Origin of the sequence: Streptomyces sp. NBC_01352, assembly GCF_036237295.1 — a bacterium.
GTDB lineage: Bacteria > Actinomycetota > Actinomycetes > Streptomycetales > Streptomycetaceae > Streptomyces > Streptomyces plumbiresistens.
Genome location: NZ_CP108354.1, coordinates 4,070,138 through 4,086,495, shown reverse-complemented (window position 1 = coordinate 4,086,495; position 16,358 = coordinate 4,070,138). Strand labels below are relative to the sequence as shown.

17 protein-coding genes are annotated in these 16,358 nt (G+C 71.1%); 10 read left to right on the top strand and 7 right to left on the bottom strand.

Annotated features, from left to right (window positions below; all coding sequences use genetic code 11):
* Positions 1-36: 36 nt before the first annotated feature.
* The 5 genes from sigE to OG252_RS18880 all read left to right on the top strand — a co-directional run bounded on the left by sigE (position 37) and on the right by OG252_RS18880 (position 5,469).
* Positions 37-810, top strand: a complete 774-nt coding sequence (gene sigE, locus OG252_RS18900; protein ID WP_266434131.1) for an RNA polymerase sigma factor SigE — start codon at positions 37-39, stop codon at positions 808-810.
* Positions 807-1,787, top strand: a complete 981-nt coding sequence (locus OG252_RS18895) for an anti-sigma factor family protein (RefSeq protein ID WP_329337398.1) — start codon at positions 807-809, stop codon at positions 1,785-1,787. The genes sigE and OG252_RS18895 overlap by 4 nt, the downstream gene beginning before the upstream one ends.
* A gap of 108 nt (positions 1,788-1,895) precedes the next feature.
* A complete protein-coding gene (locus OG252_RS18890) occupies positions 1,896-3,926 on the top strand; it encodes a S1C family serine protease (RefSeq protein ID WP_329337396.1) in 2,031 nt (676 codons plus the stop codon).
* A 221-nt stretch (positions 3,927-4,147) separates the two neighbouring features.
* A complete protein-coding gene (locus OG252_RS18885; protein WP_266434125.1) occupies positions 4,148-4,588 on the top strand; it encodes a sec-independent translocase in 441 nt (146 codons plus the stop codon).
* Positions 4,589-4,812: 224 nt separating this feature from the next.
* Positions 4,813-5,469 carry a hypothetical protein gene (locus OG252_RS18880; RefSeq protein WP_266434123.1) on the top strand — a complete coding sequence of 219 codons (657 nt, stop codon included), beginning with the start codon at positions 4,813-4,815 and terminating at the stop codon, positions 5,467-5,469.
* A gap of 60 nt (positions 5,470-5,529) precedes the next feature.
* Here OG252_RS18880 and OG252_RS18875 read toward each other — a convergent pair whose 3' ends face one another.
* From OG252_RS18875 to OG252_RS18865, 3 genes are read right to left on the bottom strand one after another with little or no spacing between them, the layout of a single operon-like run.
* Complete coding sequence (locus OG252_RS18875; RefSeq protein ID WP_266434121.1) at positions 5,530-6,663, bottom strand: Mrp/NBP35 family ATP-binding protein; 1,134 nt, start codon at positions 6,661-6,663, stop codon at positions 5,530-5,532.
* A gap of 43 nt (positions 6,664-6,706) precedes the next feature.
* Positions 6,707-7,303 (bottom strand): DUF1003 domain-containing protein, encoded by a 597-nt coding sequence (locus OG252_RS18870; protein ID WP_266434119.1) that lies wholly within the window; start codon positions 7,301-7,303, stop codon positions 6,707-6,709.
* Positions 7,293-8,579 (bottom strand): magnesium transporter MgtE N-terminal domain-containing protein, encoded by a 1,287-nt coding sequence (locus OG252_RS18865; protein WP_266434117.1) that lies wholly within the window; start codon positions 8,577-8,579, stop codon positions 7,293-7,295. The genes OG252_RS18870 and OG252_RS18865 overlap by 11 nt, the downstream gene beginning before the upstream one ends.
* 223 nt (positions 8,580-8,802) lie before the next feature.
* On the opposite strand from OG252_RS18865, the gene OG252_RS18860 reads away from it, so the two are divergent.
* Complete coding sequence (locus tag OG252_RS18860) at positions 8,803-9,558, top strand: hypothetical protein (RefSeq protein ID WP_266434115.1); 756 nt, start codon at positions 8,803-8,805, stop codon at positions 9,556-9,558.
* 58 nt (positions 9,559-9,616) lie between these two features.
* Here OG252_RS18860 and OG252_RS18855 read toward each other — a convergent pair whose 3' ends face one another.
* Both OG252_RS18855 and OG252_RS18850 read right to left on the bottom strand, forming a co-directional pair.
* Complete coding sequence (locus OG252_RS18855; protein WP_266434113.1) at positions 9,617-10,129, bottom strand: hypothetical protein; 513 nt, start codon at positions 10,127-10,129, stop codon at positions 9,617-9,619.
* Between the two features lie 23 nt (positions 10,130-10,152).
* On the bottom strand, positions 10,153-11,274 hold the full coding sequence (locus tag OG252_RS18850) for a magnesium and cobalt transport protein CorA (RefSeq protein WP_266434111.1): 1,122 nt from the start codon (positions 11,272-11,274) through the stop codon (positions 10,153-10,155).
* 475 nt (positions 11,275-11,749) lie between these two features.
* On the opposite strand from OG252_RS18850, the gene OG252_RS18845 reads away from it, so the two are divergent.
* On the top strand, positions 11,750-12,334 hold the full coding sequence (locus tag OG252_RS18845) for a suppressor of fused domain protein (RefSeq protein ID WP_329337392.1): 585 nt from the start codon (positions 11,750-11,752) through the stop codon (positions 12,332-12,334).
* Positions 12,335-12,375: 41 nt separating this feature from the next.
* On the opposite strand, the gene OG252_RS18840 is transcribed toward OG252_RS18845, so the two are convergent.
* Entirely contained in the window at positions 12,376-13,611 is a 1,236-nt protein-coding gene (locus OG252_RS18840) for an MFS transporter (RefSeq protein ID WP_329337390.1), read from the bottom strand.
* A gap of 161 nt (positions 13,612-13,772) precedes the next feature.
* Here OG252_RS18840 and OG252_RS18835 point away from each other — a divergent pair, with 161 nt between their 5' ends.
* From OG252_RS18835 to OG252_RS18825, 3 genes are all read left to right on the top strand, one after another.
* Positions 13,773-14,414, top strand: a complete 642-nt coding sequence (locus OG252_RS18835; RefSeq protein WP_266434105.1) for a DUF6758 family protein — start codon at positions 13,773-13,775, stop codon at positions 14,412-14,414.
* Between the two features lie 130 nt (positions 14,415-14,544).
* On the top strand, positions 14,545-15,402 hold the full coding sequence (locus OG252_RS18830) for a PHP domain-containing protein (RefSeq protein WP_266434103.1): 858 nt from the start codon (positions 14,545-14,547) through the stop codon (positions 15,400-15,402).
* A gap of 60 nt (positions 15,403-15,462) precedes the next feature.
* On the top strand, positions 15,463-16,068 hold the full coding sequence (locus OG252_RS18825; protein WP_266434101.1) for a MarC family protein: 606 nt from the start codon (positions 15,463-15,465) through the stop codon (positions 16,066-16,068).
* Positions 16,069-16,155: 87 nt separating this feature from the next.
* Here the strand turns inward: OG252_RS18825 and OG252_RS18820 are convergent, their stop codons facing one another.
* A complete protein-coding gene (locus OG252_RS18820; protein WP_217241068.1) occupies positions 16,156-16,308 on the bottom strand; it encodes a hypothetical protein in 153 nt (50 codons plus the stop codon).
* Positions 16,309-16,358: the final 50 nt, after the last annotated feature.

Below are 16,358 nucleotides of genomic sequence, written 5' to 3'. Positions count from 1 at the left end.
AAAACCGCTTATCCGGAGCTAACGGGCGAGGTGGCTATGGTAGGGGCTCCACTGGACACCACCAGAGCCGACAGGGGAGGTGCGGCCGCACCTGTGGATCGGGGAGGAGTGCTGCGGCGCTTCCTCGGATCGGCGGGCAGGCCGAAATCCGTGAACGACACCGCTGCTGACCACAGCCACGCCGCTGAATACGCCCAGACCGCGACCTTCTCCACCGACGCGGACGGGCAGGCGTGGACTCCGCCCACCTGGGAGGAGATCGTCAGCACTCACAGCGGCCGGGTCTACCGGCTCGCCTACCGTCTGACGGGCAACCAGCACGACGCCGAAGACCTCACCCAAGAGGTTTTCGTCCGCGTCTTCCGCTCGCTGTCGACCTACACGCCCGGCACCTTCGAGGGCTGGCTGCACCGCATCACGACCAACCTCTTCCTGGACATGGTCCGCCGCAAGCAGCGCATCCGCTTCGACGCCCTCGGCGAGGACGCGGCCGAGCGGCTGCCCAGCCGCGAGCCGTCGCCCCAGCAGGTCTTCAACGACGCGCACTTCGACGCCGACGTCCAGCAGGCCCTCGACACCCTCGCCCCCGAGTTCCGTGCCGCGGTCGTCCTGTGCGACATCGAAGGACTGTCGTACGAGGAGATCGCCGCGACCCTGGGCGTCAAGCTCGGCACCGTCCGGTCCCGGATCCACCGTGGCCGTTCCCAGCTGCGCAAGGCTCTCGCCCACCGCTCGCCGGAGGCCCGGGCCCAGCGCCGCTCCTTCATGGCCCGTGTTCCCGCGCTGGGGGGAGGGGGCGCGACCGCGTGAGTGGATCACGGCCTACCCCGTCCGAACAGCATCTGGGAGATCGACTCGCCGCCCTTGTGGACGGAGAGCTCGGTCATGAGTCGCGCGACCGCGTCCTCGCGCACCTGGCCACCTGCGCCAAGTGCAAGGCAGAGGCGGACGCACAGCGCCGACTGAAGAACGTCTTCGCGGAGGCGGCCCCGCCGCCGCCCTCGGAGAGCTTCCTGGCCCGCCTCCAAGGGCTGCCCGCCGGAGACGACCCGGACGACGGCGACGACTCGCCGTTCGGCGGCTCGCCGTTCGCCGGCGGACTGACCGGACGGCCCGGCGCCGCCGGGGTCTTCGGCCCGAGGCGCGGCGAGCGCTTCGAGTTCGCCTACCTGCCGACCCGTTCGCACGCCTCGATGCTTCCGTCGTCCTCGGCGAACCGCGGCTTCCGCATCCATGACGTCAGCCGTCACGAGGCCGAGCGGTCGTCCTCGCGCGGGCTGCGGTTCGCGTTCGTCGCCGCCGGGGCCGTGTCCCTGGCCGCGATCGCGCTGGGCGGGGTCACCACGGTGACACCGACCGACATGGCCGCGGACGCGCGCGGTGGATCCGGCGGCAGCAATGTGACACCGGCCCGCACACAGGGCACCGGAGCCGTGACGGCACCCGAGAGCCAGCGACGCCGTGGGCTCGGCCCGCTGTTCGCCCAGGGCCAGAGCCAGGGCTCGCTCCATGACACCCCGGTCGCCCCGACCGCGGTCTCGGCACCGCTGCTGCCCGGGGCGCCGACGGCCGCCGCGGGCCAGGTGCACGAGGGCGTCCACTCGCTGACCGCGCCCGTGATGGCCGGCGCGGCCGCCATGTCCCCTCTGATACGTCCGCTCAGTGCGACCCCGCCGCTCTCCCTCACCACGTGGTCCACCACCCCGGACCTCCTCCCGACCCCCGGCCTGCTCGCCGCGCCCGTCCCCGACTCGACCTCGGCGTCTTCCTCCTCCACTCCCCGCTGACCGGCCACTGCGCGGCGGCTCGGGAACCTGGTTGAATCCAAGGGGGTCGGCCAGGGGGGCCGACGCACTGCCTGTGCCGCAAGGCGGAGCCCGAGCTGTGGGGAGAGCATGAACGAGGGGAAGCCCGCGAAGGCCAAGTGGTGGAGCCGTCCTCGACCGCACGACCTCCCGGCGTCGGCGGAGGGGGCCACGCCGACGGGGGACGGGGAGACACCCATTCCGTTGGCGGACGCGGTGCCGGATGACGTGGGCCGCCACTCGGCCCGTGGTGACGAGTCCGGCGGTGACTTCGAACTCAGGGCCCCGGAGGACGCCCCCGACACCGGGCGCGACTTCGAACTGAGAGCTCCGGAGGACGCGCCCGCCACGGGGGGCGACTTCGAACTGGCCCGGCCCGCTGACCTTGCCGCCGACCCTCCCTCCGAGCGGCCCGCTGTGCCCGCCTCCGAGCGCCCCCGGCCCCTGCACGACCCCGACCCCTACAGCACCCCGCCGTACGGCGAGCCGGGCCCCTGGGCGCCCGCCCCGCCCGTCCAGCACCCGGCGACGCCCACGCCCACGCACGGCACGGCGACACCGGCGCCGCCCACGGCTTCCGCCACGCTCCCGCCGGCCACGGCTCCGGCTCCCAGCCCGCCCGCCCCGCCTCCGCCTTTCACCGCCACGCCCGCGGCCCCCGGCGGCTCGGCTCCGCCCGCCCCGGCTCACGGGCTGCCCGGCGCCCCTGCCGCAGCCTTCGCGCCCAGCACGGCCCAGGAGCCGCCCGCGGTCCCCGCTCAAGCCCTCCCACCCGGCGCAGCCGCAGCGCCCGCCCCGCCCCACGCCGGCCCTCCAGCCGCCCCGCAGGGCCCCGGCCAGGGTGCACCTCCCTCCGTCGCCTCCGCCCCCTCTTACGCCGACGCCCCGCCCGCCCCGCCCCTCTCCACGCCCTGGAAGAACTACGACCCCTGGGCCCCGCTCCCCGCCGCCCCCCTCCAGCAGAACGGCGCGGCCGTCCCCACCGAGGACCGGCGGCGCGGACGGGTGAAGAAGGTGCTCGTCGGTGGGGCCGTGCTGGTGGCGCTCGTGTCCGGGGGCGTCGGCGGCGTCGTAGGGGCGTATCTGGAGCGCGATGGCGGGATCGGGGCCGTGGAGCTGCCGCAGGCCGGGGCGGAGTCGGCCGGGCGGGCTCCGGACAGCGTGGCCGGGATTGCCGCGCGGGCGCTGCCCAGCGTGGTGACCCTGCATGTGAGCGGGGCGGAGGAATCCGGCACGGGTACCGGATTCGTCCTCGACGACCGCGGCCACATCCTCACCAACAACCACGTCGTCGACGCCGCCGCCTCCGACGGCGACACAGGCGAGATATCCGTGACCTTCCACAGCGGCGACACCGCCAAGGCCACGGTCGTCGGCCGGGACAGCGGCTACGACCTCGCCGTCGTCAAGGTCAGCGGGGTGAGCGGTCTTAAGCCGCTGACCCTCGGCAACTCCGACAACGTCCAGGTCGGCGACCCGGTCGTGGCCATCGGCGCCCCCTTCGACCTGGCGGGCACCGTCACCTCCGGCATCATCAGCGCCAAGGAGCGGCCCATCACGGCCGGCGGCGAGAGCGGGGACGCGAGTGACGTGTCGTACGTGGACGCGCTGCAGACCGACGCGCCCATAAACCCCGGCAACTCCGGCGGCCCGCTCCTCGACTCCCGCGCCCGCGTCATCGGCATCAACTCCGCCATCAGGTCCGCCGACAGCGGCTCCGATCCGGACGGCGGCCAGTCCGGTTCCATCGGCCTCGGTTTCGCCATACCGATCAACCAGGGCAAGCGCGTCGCCGAAGAGCTCATCAACACCGGCAGGGCGACCCACCCGGTGATCGGCGTCACCCTCGACATGGACTACGCCGGCGACGGCGCCCGCGTAGGAACGAAGGGCAGCGACGGCGGCCCCGCGGTCACCGTCGGCGGTGCCGGCGACCGGGCCGGCATCGAGGCCGGCGACGTCATCACCGAGGTGGACGGCCAGCGCATCCACTCCGGCGAGGAACTCATCGTCAAAACCCGCGCCCACCGCCCCGGCGACCGCCTCGAACTCACCGTCGAGCGCGACGGCAAGGAGCGAACGATCACACTGGTGCTCGGATCCTCCGGCGGCAGCGACTGAGAGACACACAGAAACATCACATCTCGGGGGTCCGGAAACACCCCCACCAACGCCCCCACAAGGCAAACAACCCGGAAAACCCCACACGTACCCGCACTCGAAGGGCTCGGGACAGTACCGGTCGTGCGGGATCGCCGGGTACCGTGGACCCGGCCCGGACCACGGAAGACCCGCACAGACCACCGAGGGCCGAGGACCGAGGACATCGCAAGGAGCTTCAGGTGTTCAATGACATAGGACCGCTCGAGCTGGTGACGCTCGTTGTCCTCGCCGTGCTCGTCTTCGGTCCGGACAAGCTCCCGAAGCTCATCCAGGACGTCACGCGGACCATCCGCAAGATCCGGGAGTTCTCGGAGAGCGCCAAGGAGGACATCCGGAGCGAACTGGGCCCGGAGTTCAAGGACTTCGAGTTCGAGGACCTCAACCCCAAGACGTTCATCCGCAAGCAGCTGGACAACGACGAACTGGGGCTCAAGGAGATCCGCAACGGCTTCGACCTGAAGAAGGAGATGGCCGAGGTCACGGACGCGGTCCACGGCCGCGACAGCGACTCGTCGTCGTCCTCCTCGTCCTCGTCCGGCTCCTCCGGCGGCACCGTCGACATGACGAAGAAGCCCGAGACCCCCGACGAGCGCCCGCCGTACGACGCGGACGCCACCTGATCCGTGCGCCGGGGCGCACGCCTTCGCCGTACGTGACGCGTTTCATACGCCGGACAGGCCCGCAGAGCCTGAACGCACCCCTCTGAGCGACCCACGCGCCGGGCGCTTTCCCGGCTGCTCGGAGCGAGGTGGCTATGCTGCCGAGTTGTTGTGCGGAACGGACGAGTACGCCCGAAGGGGGGCGGGCCGTTTGTTCCGACGAGAGCGAGGAGGCGTCCGGGCACATGGAGACGACGAGTCGGGCAGTCGCGCAGGCGTCGGCCGCGGAGGGCGGACAACAGGTCCCCTCCGCCCGGCGCACGATCGACGGCTACCTGCTGGCGCCCTTCCCGTGGTACGGCCTCGACGAGGCCTTCACGGGACCGCGCTGGCTGATGCAGGTCGGTACGGCGGCCGACGGGGCCGTGGAGCACGGTTCCATCGGGCACGGCGACGAGCCCTCCGTACGGAACGAAGGCACGGAGGACAAGGAGAAGTTCGCGGTGGTGGTCACCGTGGCGGCCAATCCGGTGCGGCGCAGTGCGGACGGCACGGGCCTCCTGGAGGCCACGTCGGTGTCCTCGGCGGCCTGGCTGGCCGGGGTGGGGCTGCTGTCCTTCACCTGGCCCGGCCAGATGGACCACAGCCTGCGTGACGACTGGCTGGACCAGCAGACCGAGACGGCCTGGGCCCTCGCGGACGACCTGGACGGCGACGACTGGTCGACGCTGTCCCTCCCCGTGGACGGCGTGCCGACGTCCTTCCACTACCGCGAGTCCGAGTTCGGCTGGGTGCTGGCCGGGTCGACTCAGGAAGGGGTGCACGTGGGGGCGTACGGAAGAGGCATGAGCGCGTACGGTCTTGGCTTCGCCATGATCAAGGACATCAGCGACTACGCGTAGCCGGTGGTACGACGATGGGGGCGCCGTCCGTGAGACGGCGCCCCCATCGTCGTACCGGAGCTAGAACTTGTTCCTCGGCGTGATCCCCAGCGACAGTCCCGAAAGACCCCGCTGCCGCCCGCCCAGCTTCCCGGCGATCGCCCGCAGGGCCGCACCGGCCGCGGAGTCGGGGTCGGTCAGGACGACCGGCTTGCCCTCGTCGCCGCCCTCGCGGAGGCGGACGTCGATGGGGATGGAGCCGAGGACCGGGACCGAGGCGCCGGTCGTGCGGGTCAGGCCGTCCGCGACCGACTGGCCGCCGCCGGTGCCGAAGACGTCGACCATCTCGCCGCAGTGCGGGCACGGGAGGCCGGACATGTTCTCCACCACGCCGACGATCTTCTGGTGCGTCTGGACGGCGATGGAGCCCGCCCGCTCGGCCACCTCGGCCGCCGCCTGCTGAGGCGTCGTCACGACCAGGATCTCGGCGTTCGGGACGAGCTGGGCCACGGAGATGGCGATGTCGCCGGTGCCGGGCGGCAGGTCGAGCAGGAGCACGTCCAGGTCGCCCCAGTACACGTCCGAGAGGAACTGCTGCAGCGCCCGGTGGAGCATCGGGCCGCGCCAGACGACCGCGGAGTTGCCCGGGGTGAACATGCCGATCGAGATGACCTTCACGCCGTGCGCGGACGGCGGCATGATCATGTTCTCGACCTGGGTGGGACTGCCGTCGGCGCCCAGCATGCGGGGCACGCTGTGGCCGTAGATGTCGGCGTCGACGACACCGACCTTCAGACCGTCCGCGGCCATCGCCGCCGCCAGGTTCACCGTCACCGACGACTTGCCGACGCCGCCCTTGCCGGAGGCGATCGCGTACACACGGGTCAGCGAGCCCGGCTTCGCGAAGGGGACCTCGCGCTCGGTCTGGCCACCGCGCAGCGCGGTCGCCAGTTCCTTGCGCTGCTCGTCGCTCATGACATCGAGCTCGACGTCGACACGGGTGACGCCCTCGACCGCCGAGACCGCATCCGTCACGCGCTGCGTGATCGTCTCGCGCATGGGGCAGCCGGAGACCGTCAGGTACACGGCGACCGCGACCGCTCCGTCCGCACCGATCTCCACGGACTTGACCATCCCGAGTTCGGTGATGGGTCGGTTGATCTCGGGGTCGTTCACCGTCGCCAGTGCTTCACGCACCGCGTCTTCCGTAGCCATAAGGACGATGGTACGGCGCTGCACAAGGACCTGGGAAAGCCCGTCACCGGTCGTCTACGTCACGTGCCCGCGACCGTTCTGCCGGGAATACGACATGCCCGTCGCGCCTCTCCTCCAGTTCCTTCACGAAGTCCTGCATCTCCGAGCGGATCCAGTCGCGGGTGGCGACCTCCCCGAGACCGATCCGGAGCGCGGCGATCTCCCGGGTCAGGTACTCGGTGTCCGCGATCGACCGCTCGCTCGCCTTGCGGTCCTGTTCGAGGTTGACCCGGTCCCGGTCGTCCTGCCGGTTCTGCGCCAGCAGGATCAGCGGGGCGGCGTAGGAGGCCTGGAGCGACAGCATCAGCGTCAGGAAGATGAACGGGTAGTGGTCGAAGCGGAGGGCGGGCGGCGCGGCGACGTTCCACACCACCCACAGGATGATGACGACCGTCATCCAGAAGAGGAACCGCCCCGTTCCCAGGAACCGCGCGATCCGCTCGGAGAACCGTCCGAAGGCCTCCGGGTCCCACTCGGGCAGGAGCCGGCGCCGGCGCTGGCGCGGCTGGTCGAGCCGGGGGCGTGAGCGGGTGGCGGCGGTCGCGCCCGCCATGGTGCGCTCCCGGGCGGCCTCGCGGGTGCTCTCGCGCTCAGGAGCCATGGGGGGCCACCTCCTCGCCCTCGTCGAGGTGGAACTCGGTCTCGCGCCAGTCGTCGGGCAGCATGTGGTCCAGTACGTCGTCCACGGTCACCGCGCCCAGCAGCGACCCGGCCTCGTCGACGACGGGCGCCGCGACCATGTCGTACGTCGCGAAGAACCCGGCGACCAGCGGCAGCGCCGCGTCCGGCGGCAGGGACTGCAGGTCCTCGTCGAGGAGCGAGCTGACCAGCGTGTACGGCGGGTCGCGCAGCAGGCGCTGGAAGTGGACCGCGCCCAGATACTTGCCGGTCGGGGTCTCGTCGGGCGGCCGGCAGACGTAGACCTGGGCGGCGAGGGCGGGGGAGAGGTCGGGGTTGCGGACGCGGGCGAGGGCGTCGGCGACGGTCGCGTCGGGCCTGAGCACGATCGGCTCGGTCGTCATCAGACCGCCGGCCGTGTGCTCCTCGTACGCCAGCAGGCGCCGCATGTCGGCCGCGTCGGAGGGCTTCATCAGGCTCAGCAGCCGCTCCTGGTCGGCCTTGGGCAGCTCGGAGAGCAGGTCGGCCGCGTCGTCCGGGTCCATCGCCTCCAGGACGTCGGCGGCCCGCTCCTCCTTCAGCTTGCCGAGGATCTCGATCTGGTCGTCCTCCGGCAGCTCTTCGAGTACGTCGGCCAGCCGGTCGTCGTCGAGGGCGGCGGCGACCTCGGCGCGCCGCTTGGGGGAGAGGTGGTGCAGGACGTTGGCGAGGTCGGCGGGGCGCAGCTGCTCGAAGGTGGCGAGGAGGCTCTCGGCGCCCTGTCCCTGCTCCTCCAGGGAGAAGCCGGTGACGGCGGACCACTCGACGGTCAGCGTCTCGCCCTTGCGCCGGAAGGCGCCGCCCTTGCCGCCCTTGCGGACGAAGGCCCGGTCGATCTCCCAGTCGCGGCGGGCCGGCAGCTGCTGCACCGACAGGTCCAGGACCGTGACCTCCTCACCGGTCTCGACGAGCGTGACCCGCCGGTCGAGGAGCTCCCCGAAGACGAGCCGCTCGGTGGGCCGTTGCTCGAAACGGCGGACGTTGAGCACACCGGTGGTGATGACCTGGCCGGAATCGATCCCGGTCACCCGGGTGATGGGCAGGAAGATGCGGCGGCGCGTGGCGAGTTCGACGACCAGGCCGAGCAGGCGCGGCGGCCGCCGTCCGACGCGCAGCATGACGACCAGGTCGCGCAGGCGGCCGACCTGGTCGCCGGCCGGGTCGAAGACGGCGAGGTCGGCGAGGTGCGAGACGAAGATCCGGGGGGCGCCCGCTGCCATGGCTGTGCTTCCTTCTCGTGCGGGGTTCGTGCGGAGTTGCATCCTGGGTCGCTGGGTGGGTCTCTTTTCCGAATTGCCCGCTCGGGTGGGCTTCAGGCTAGCCCGTCCCGATCGGATACGCCCTGGTGAGCGGTCCGGACGGACTGGCTCCGCCCGCGCCCCGGGGCCCCGGTACGCTGCCGTACGCCGCTGAAGGACCCTTGTCAGAAAGGCAGCCCCACCTGTGACTGCGATTCCCCGGCGCCGTACCCGCAGGGCCGCACTGGTGAGCGCGCTGAGCGCCCTCGTCGTGGCGGGGCCGGGCCTCGCGGGATGCAGCGAGGACCCGGACGCGGGGACCAACGGGGTCGGCAAGCTGCCGGCCGAGCAGATCCAGTCCCGGACCCGTACCGCCGCCACGTCCGCCACCGCGGTGCAGCTCACCGGCAACGTGGTCGCCGGCGGGCGGACGTACAAGCTCGACATGCGCCTGAAGTCCGACGGCGGCTCCGGCTCGGTCACCGCGGAGGGGGCGACCTTCCAACTGCTGCGGCTGGGCGAGCAGCTCTTCCTGAAGGCGGACGCGGGCTTCTGGACCGACGCGGACGGCAAGGGGGACGGCTCCGACGCGGACGCGGCGGCGGCCGACAAGCTCGACGGCAAGTATGTGAAGGTGCCGCAGGGCGACCCCTCGTACAAGAAGTTCAGCGGCTTCACGGACATGAACGTCCTCCTCGACGGTCTGCTGACGTTGCACGGCACGCTGGAGACGGACGGCCACCACAAGCAGGCGGGCATCCGCACCATCCGCATCACCGGCGACAAGGGATCCGGCGGCACGCTGGACGTCTCCCTGGAGGGCGAGCCGTACCCCCTGCGCCTGGTACGGGCGGGCGGCGCGGGCACCCTGACCTTCTCGGCCTGGGGCAAGACCTTCGCCCTGACCGAGCCCGAGAAGGACGAGACGGTGGACTACGGCAAGAAGCTGCCGACGTCCTAGGCCAGACCTGATGGCCGCCTGATGGCCGCCTGATGGCCGCCTGATGGCTTCCTGGGGGCTACCGCCGTTTGCGCTTCTTCAGCAGCAGCCTCGGCAGCCCCGCGGGGATCTGCTCACGCGTCGTCGCCGACGTCGGCAGCGGCGCCCCGGCCAGGTCCCCGTCGGGCAGCGCTGCCGTCGTGCCGGTCGGCTCCAGGCGGAGTACCCGGCATTCGCGGGCCCACCGCTCCGTCATGACCTCGGCGTCCGGGGCGTTCAGCCGCTTGCCCTTGAGCTCCGCGACCGCGGCCTCCCACTCGGGGGACCCGGGCGGCAGCTCCACGACCTTCGCCGCCCAGGAGACAAGCCGGCCGCCCTTGTCCTTGCTGCGGACCGTGACCTCGGCGGTGGTCCCGTCGGCCAGCCCCGGCAGCGGCTGCTCGCCCGGCCCGTCGCCGACCAGACAGGCCGCGCCCTCGTGCCACACGTGCCACAGCGCGCGGGCCGGGCCGCCGGGACCCTCGACCCAGATGAGGCCGGACTTCTTCGTGGCCTCCTCGACGAGGGCCTGGTCGAGCAGCTCGCTAGTCATGGGGCTCAGCCTATCCAGGGCCTTCACAGCCAGCCGTTGCGCTTGAGCGTGCGGTGGATGCCCACACAGAGGGCCACCGTGACCGACATGATCACGGGGTAGCCGTACCTCCAGTGCAGCTCCGGCATGTGGTCGAAGTTCATGCCGTACACCCCGCACACCATCGTCGGTACGGCGATGATCGCGGCCCACGAGGTGATCTTCCGCATGTCCTCGTTCTGCGCGACGGACGCCTGCGCGAGGTTGGCCTGGAGGATCGAGTTGAGGAGCTCGTCGAAGCCGAGGACCTGCTCCTGGACGCGGGCGAGGTGGTCGGCGACGTCCCGGAAGTACTTCTGGATGTCCGGGTCGATCAGCCGCATCGGCCGCTCGCTCAGCAGCTGCATGGGGCGCAGCAGCGGAGAGACGGCCCGCTTGAACTCCAGGACCTCGCGCTTGAGTTGGTAGATGCCCGCCGAGTCCACACCGCGCGAGACCCCGCCGCGGCGCCCCGGCGAGAAGACCTCGGTCTCCACCTCGTCGATGTCGTCCTGCACCGCGTCCGCGACCGCGATGTAGCCGTCGACGACGTGGTCGGCGATCGCGTGCAGCACCGCCGAGGGGCCCTTGGCGAGCAGCTCGGGGTCGTCCTGGAGGCGGTGGCGCAGCGCCCGGAGCGAGCCCTGGCCGCCGTGCCGGACGGTGATGAAGAAGTCCCGGCCGGTGAAGCACATGACCTCGCCGGTCTCGACGACCTCGCTGTTCGCGGTGACCCGGTCGTGCTCGACGTAGTGGATGGTCTTGAACACGGTGAACAGGGAGTCGTCGTAGCGCTCCAGCTTGGGGCGCTGGTGGGCCTGCACCGCGTCCTCCACGGCCAGCGGGTGCAGCCCGAACTCGCTGGCGATACCGGAGAACTCGGCCTCGGTCGGCTCGTGCAGCCCGATCCACACGAAGCCTCCGTCGCGGCGCACCACGCGCATCGCCTCGTTCGGGGTGAGCGGCTTCGGCGTCTGGACGCGGGCGCCGTCGCGGTAGACGGCGCAGTCGACGACGGCGGACGGCGTCGAGGGGTCGCGGGTGGTGTCGTAGACGCTGCTGCTGTCCTTGCGCAGGGAGACGCGGGACGGGCGGACGACGGCACGCAGGTCGCGGATCATCGACATGGCAGGCTCCTTCGTGACTGGCAACGAAAGGCCGCCGACGACGGTTGGAACTGCCCGGAATGGGGACGTCCTGACTGCGGATGTTTGGCACGTCCACAAAGCGGGGAGCACCGCACCGTCGCGGTGGCGAGCTTCGCTACTGATTCAGCTACTGCCCCTGATCGGGCAGTTCGGACAGATCAGGCAAAACGAAACGAAGCGCTCTTCCGCGGTGAAGCGAGTGCGAGAGGTGGCAGCCAGCCAGAGCCAGAGCAGCTACATCAGCGGCGGGAAGAGCGGGTGCTACTGCACGGTCGACTTCGGTCCATTGCAGCCCCACCTCCTCCGGCCGGTCCCTCGTAAGGGAGTTCCTTCGGCGTCGGGGCTTGATCGCGACGCTTCTGCGTGCTGCCCCGAACCACCGGGCAAGAGTATCAGCCGACCGAAGTGTCAAGGCGCTGCTTTGCCCGGTACTGACGAGTTCTATGCTCGCGACATGGCTGATGTTCTTCCTCTGGTCGAGGCCCGGTTGCGCAGCGCGCTGGGCGAGCCGGACGCGCGCGCGGCGGTCACCTTCCTCGGCACCGACCGCATCGAGGTGCTGCGTTTCCAGGAGGGGGACATCGTCCGTTACGCCACGCTCGGCATGTCCGCCCAGCCGATGAGCGACCCCACCGCCGCGCTCGCCGACCCGGTCAAGGGCCCGCGCGCCGAGCTGATCCTTTCGGTACGCGGCGGCCTCGCCGACACCGACAAGGCGCTCCGCCCGCTCGCCGTGCTCGGCGCGTCCCCGCAGGTCGAGGGCGTGGTGGTGGCCCCCGGCGCCTCTCTCGACGTCGGCGAGCCCCTGTGGCCCGGCGCTCCCTTCACCTCGGTGCTGGTCGCCGAGCCGGGCGGCCTGGTCGAGGACCTGGAACTCGACGAACCCCTCGACCCCGTACGGTTCCTGCCCCTGCTCCCGATGACCCCGAACGAGGCGGCCTGGAAACGGGTGCACGGCGCCCAGGCCCTCCAGGAGCGCTGGCTGACGAACGGGACGGACCTCAGGGATCCGTCCCGGAAGTCCGTCCCGCTGGACTGACGCGCGGGTGAGCAAGCTCACCAACCGGTGGCCGAAAAGCGTCAGTTGGCGAAGACGGTGACGCCGTCCTCGGTCCCGTGCACCGGCTCCAGCTCCTCGGCGTCGTGCGCGAGCGCCTTCCGCCGTACGACGACCACGAGCGCGCCCAGCACGGCGGTGACCGCCGCGACCACGAACGGGATGTGGATGTCGCTCCACTCCTCGATCTTCGGCGCGAAGTAGGGCGCCGCGGCGGCCGCGAACCAGCGCACGAAGTTGTAGCCCGCGCTCGCCACGGGGCGCGGGGCGTCCGACACCCCGAGCGCCAACTCGGTGTAGACGGTGTTGTTCACGCCGATGAAGGCGCCGGACAGGATCGTGCAGACGATGGCGGCGGTGTGGCCGCCGTACCCGAGGACGAGCACGTCGACCGCGAGCAGCACCAGCGAGCCGCCGAGCACCTTCAGGGAACCGAAGCGCTCCTGCATGCGCGGCGCCACGATCACCGAGAAGACGGCGAGCAGCACACCCCAGGCGAAGAACACGGCGCCCGACTTGTACGGGGTCATGTCCAGCACGAAGGGCGTGAAGGCCAGCACGGTGAAGAACGTGTAGTTGTAGAAGAACGCCGAGACGGCGGCGGAGGCGAGACCGCCGTGGCCGAGCGCCTTGATCGGGTCCAGCAGTGAGGTCTTGCGGGCCGGCTTCGGCTGTTCCTTCAGGAACGCCGTGATGCACAGGAAGCCGATCGCCATCAGGAACGCGGTGCCGAAGAAGGGGTAGCGCCAGCTGGCGTCACCGAGCAGTGCGCCCACCAGGGGCCCGCACGCCATGCCGAGGCCGAGGGCGGACTCGTACAGCAGGATCGCGGCCGCGCTGCCGCCGGCTGCCGCGCCGACGATGACCGCAAGGGCCGTCGAGACGAAGAGCGCGTTGCCGAGGCCCCAGCCGGCCCGGAACCCGACGAGTTCGCCGACCGAGTTCGAGGTGCCCGACAGCGCCGCGAAGACCACGACCAGGGCGAGGCCGAGCAGCAGGGTCCGGCGGCCGCCGATGCGGCTGGAGACGAAGCCGGTGACCAGCATCGCGATCGCGGTGATCAGGAAGTACGACGTGAAGAGCAGCGAGACCTGGCCGGCGGTGGCGTCCAGGCCCGAGGCGATGGACGGCAGGATCGGGTCGACGAGCCCGATGCCCATGAAGGCGACGACGGACGCGCCGGCGGTCGCCCACACCGCCCTCGGCTGCCGCAGGATGCCACCGGCTCCCGCGTCGAAGGGGTCCTTGGTGTCTCCCATCGTGTGCTCCCATCCCGACGAAGGTAGTTGGTATATGCACACGATAAGTTAGATCGCCTAATTAATGCAAGCTACATCTGGTTTTCGCCGGTGAACGGCTTCCGCCCGGACGGGTGATCAGTCCTTGACGTGGCGGAGCAGGGGTAGGACCGTGGGGCCCTATGAGGGGCGAACCCAGTTGCCCGAAGTGTGGTGGCCGGGTCAGGGCTCCCGGACTCTTCGCCGATACCTGGCAGTGCGACGTCCACGGGACCGTGCATCCGGTGCAGCCCGTGATCCCGCCCAGCGTCGAGGCCCTCGGTGTCGTGGTGCACCGCACCCAGGTGCCGGTGTGGATGCCGTGGCCACTGCCCGTCGGCTGGCTGTTCACAGGCGTGGCCTGCGCGGGCGACGACCGCAGCGGCGGCCGTGCCACGGCCGTGGCCTGCTCCGGACCCGGACCGCTCGGCGGCATGGGCGAGCTGATCCTGGTCGCCGAGGAGCTCGGCGTCGGCCTCGGCGCGCGGTACGGCGGCATCGACGGCCCGGACCCGGGGCCGTACATGAACGTCGAGAAGCCGCCCCAGGCCAAGGTCCTCGCCGCCGGCCGCCCGACCCCGCTCTGGCATGTGGCCGGCGCGCCGGACGACCGTGCGGTCTTCGCGGGTGAGGCGCTCGGGTTGTGGGTGTGGGCGGTCGTGTGGCCCGAGCAGTCCGGGCTGCTGATGTACGACGAGCTGGTGCTGACGGATCTGCGGGATGCGGGGGCCGAGCTGGAGTTGGTGCCCTGCGGCGCGTTGTCGCCCCGGTTGCTCGAACCCTAGGGGTCGGCTGAGGGTCGGCTGCGAGCTTGTGTAGGGGGCGCTGTGCGGTTGTGGGTGTGACAGGGGAGCCCGAAAATCCGGTTATCCTTGAGCGTCTTCCTCCGTCCCGTCACCGCTTGGAGTCCGCGTCGTGCGCATCGACCTGCACACCCACTCCACCGCTTCCGACGGTACGGACACACCGGCCGAACTGGTGCGCAACGCCGCCGCGGCCGGTCTCGACGTCGTCGCGCTGACCGACCACGACACCACCCGCGGGCACGCCGAGGCGGTCGCCGCGTTGCCGGAGGGGCTGACACTGGTCACCGGCGCGGAGCTGTCCTGTCGTGTCGACGGCGTCTCCATGCACATGCTGGCCTACCTCTTCGACCCCGAGGAGCCGGCGCTGCTCGCCGAGCGTGAGCTGGTACGGGACGACCGGGTGCCGCGGGCGCGGGGCATGGTCGCCCGGCTTCAGGAGCAGGGTGTGCCGGTCACCTGGGAGCAGGTGGCGCGGATCGCGGGTGACGGTTCGGTCGGACGCCCGCATGTCGCGACCGCGCTGGTCGAGCTGGGCGTCGTACCGACCGTGGGCGACGCGTTCACGGCCGACTGGCTGGCCGACGGCGGCCGGGCCTACGTGGCGAAGCACGAGACCGACCCCTTCGAGGCGATCCGGCTGATCAAGGGCGCGGGCGGCGTCGCCGTGTTCGCCCACCCGGGCGCGAGCAAGCGGGGGCGTACGGTCCCCGAAGCCGCGATCGCCGAGATGGCCGCGGCCGGGCTCGACGGCATCGAGGTCGACCACATGGACCACGACCCGGACACCCGGGCCCGGCTGCGCGGCCTCGCCAAGGAGCTCGGGCTGCTGACCACCGGGTCCAGCGACTACCACGGCAGCCGGAAGACGTGCGTGCTCGGCGAGTACGTGACGGATCCCGAGGTGTACGGCGAGATCACGCGACGGGCGACGGGCGCCTTCCCGGTGCCGGGGGCCGGCGGGGTCTGAGGCCACGTCCCTCGCGTACTCCACGTCCGTTCGTCCCGCACGTCACTCAGCAAGGCCCTCATGTTCGACCTCGCCGTCTTCGGCTCCCTGTTCCTGACCCTCTTCGTCATCATGGATCCCCCCGGGATCACCCCGATCTTCCTCGCGCTGACCTCCGGGCGCCCCGGCAAGGTGCAGAAGCGGATGGCGTTCCAGGCCGTCTGCGTGGCCGGCGGTGTCATCACCGTCTTCGGGCTGCTCGGGCACCAGATCCTCGACTACCTGCATGTGTCCGTGCCCGCGCTGATGATCGCGGGCGGGCTGCTGCTCCTGTTGATCGCGCTGGACCTGCTCACCGGCAAGACGGACGAGCCGAAGCAGACCAAGGACGTCAACGTCGCGCTCGTACCGCTGGGCATGCCGCTGCTGGCCGGGCCGGGCGCGATCGTGTCGGTCATCCTCGCCGTGCAGAAGGCCGACAGCGTCGCCATGCAGGCGTCGGTGTGGACGGCGATCCTCGCCATCCATGTCGTGCTGTGGCTGGTGATGCGGTACTCGCTGCTGATCATCCGGGTCATCAAGGACGGCGGAGTCGTCCTGGTGACGCGGCTCGCGGGCATGATGCTCTCCGCCATCGCCGTGCAGCAGATCATCAACGGCGTCACGCAGGTGATCCAGGCGAGCTGAGGGGCCGGTGGCCCGGACATACGCAGAGCCCCCGCACGGCGTCGGTGCCGTACGGGGGCTCTGAAGTCTGTCGCGGGGACTCGCGCGTTATGAGGCCGAGGTCTCGGCCGGGCGAATCCAGAGGCGCTGTCCTATGGCGGCGGCCTGCTGCACGATTCGGTTGACGGAGGCGGCGTCCACGACGGTGCTGTCCACGGCTGTGCCGTCGACATCGTCGAGACGCATGATTTCGAAGCGCATTGGCTTCTCCCTTCGTCTGGTCATCCTCCTGCGGAGAACTACTTGGGTGG

Bases quoted from the DNA above. Each gene is read 5' to 3' on its own strand.
- sigE (WP_266434131.1), top strand. From the start codon at position 37: ATGGTAGGGGCTCCACTGGACACCACCAGAGCCGACAGGGGAGGTGCG.
- OG252_RS18890 (WP_329337396.1), top strand. From the start codon at position 1,896: ATGAACGAGGGGAAGCCCGCGAAGGCCAAGTGGTGGAGCCGTCCTCGA.
- OG252_RS18880 (WP_266434123.1), top strand. From the start codon at position 4,813: ATGGAGACGACGAGTCGGGCAGTCGCGCAGGCGTCGGCCGCGGAGGGC.
- OG252_RS18875 (WP_266434121.1), bottom strand. From the start codon at position 6,663: ATGGCTACGGAAGACGCGGTGCGTGAAGCACTGGCGACGGTGAACGAC.
- OG252_RS18870 (WP_266434119.1), bottom strand. From the start codon at position 7,303: ATGGCTCCTGAGCGCGAGAGCACCCGCGAGGCCGCCCGGGAGCGCACC.
- OG252_RS18865 (WP_266434117.1), bottom strand. From the start codon at position 8,579: ATGGCAGCGGGCGCCCCCCGGATCTTCGTCTCGCACCTCGCCGACCTC.
- OG252_RS18855 (WP_266434113.1), bottom strand. From the start codon at position 10,129: ATGACTAGCGAGCTGCTCGACCAGGCCCTCGTCGAGGAGGCCACGAAG.
- OG252_RS18850 (WP_266434111.1), bottom strand. From the start codon at position 11,274: ATGTCGATGATCCGCGACCTGCGTGCCGTCGTCCGCCCGTCCCGCGTC.
- OG252_RS18845 (WP_329337392.1), top strand. From the start codon at position 11,750: ATGGCTGATGTTCTTCCTCTGGTCGAGGCCCGGTTGCGCAGCGCGCTG.
- OG252_RS18840 (WP_329337390.1), bottom strand. From the start codon at position 13,611: ATGGGAGACACCAAGGACCCCTTCGACGCGGGAGCCGGTGGCATCCTG.
- OG252_RS18835 (WP_266434105.1), top strand. From the start codon at position 13,773: ATGAGGGGCGAACCCAGTTGCCCGAAGTGTGGTGGCCGGGTCAGGGCT.
- OG252_RS18825 (WP_266434101.1), top strand. From the start codon at position 15,463: ATGTTCGACCTCGCCGTCTTCGGCTCCCTGTTCCTGACCCTCTTCGTC.
- OG252_RS18820 (WP_217241068.1), bottom strand. From the start codon at position 16,308: ATGCGCTTCGAAATCATGCGTCTCGACGATGTCGACGGCACAGCCGTG.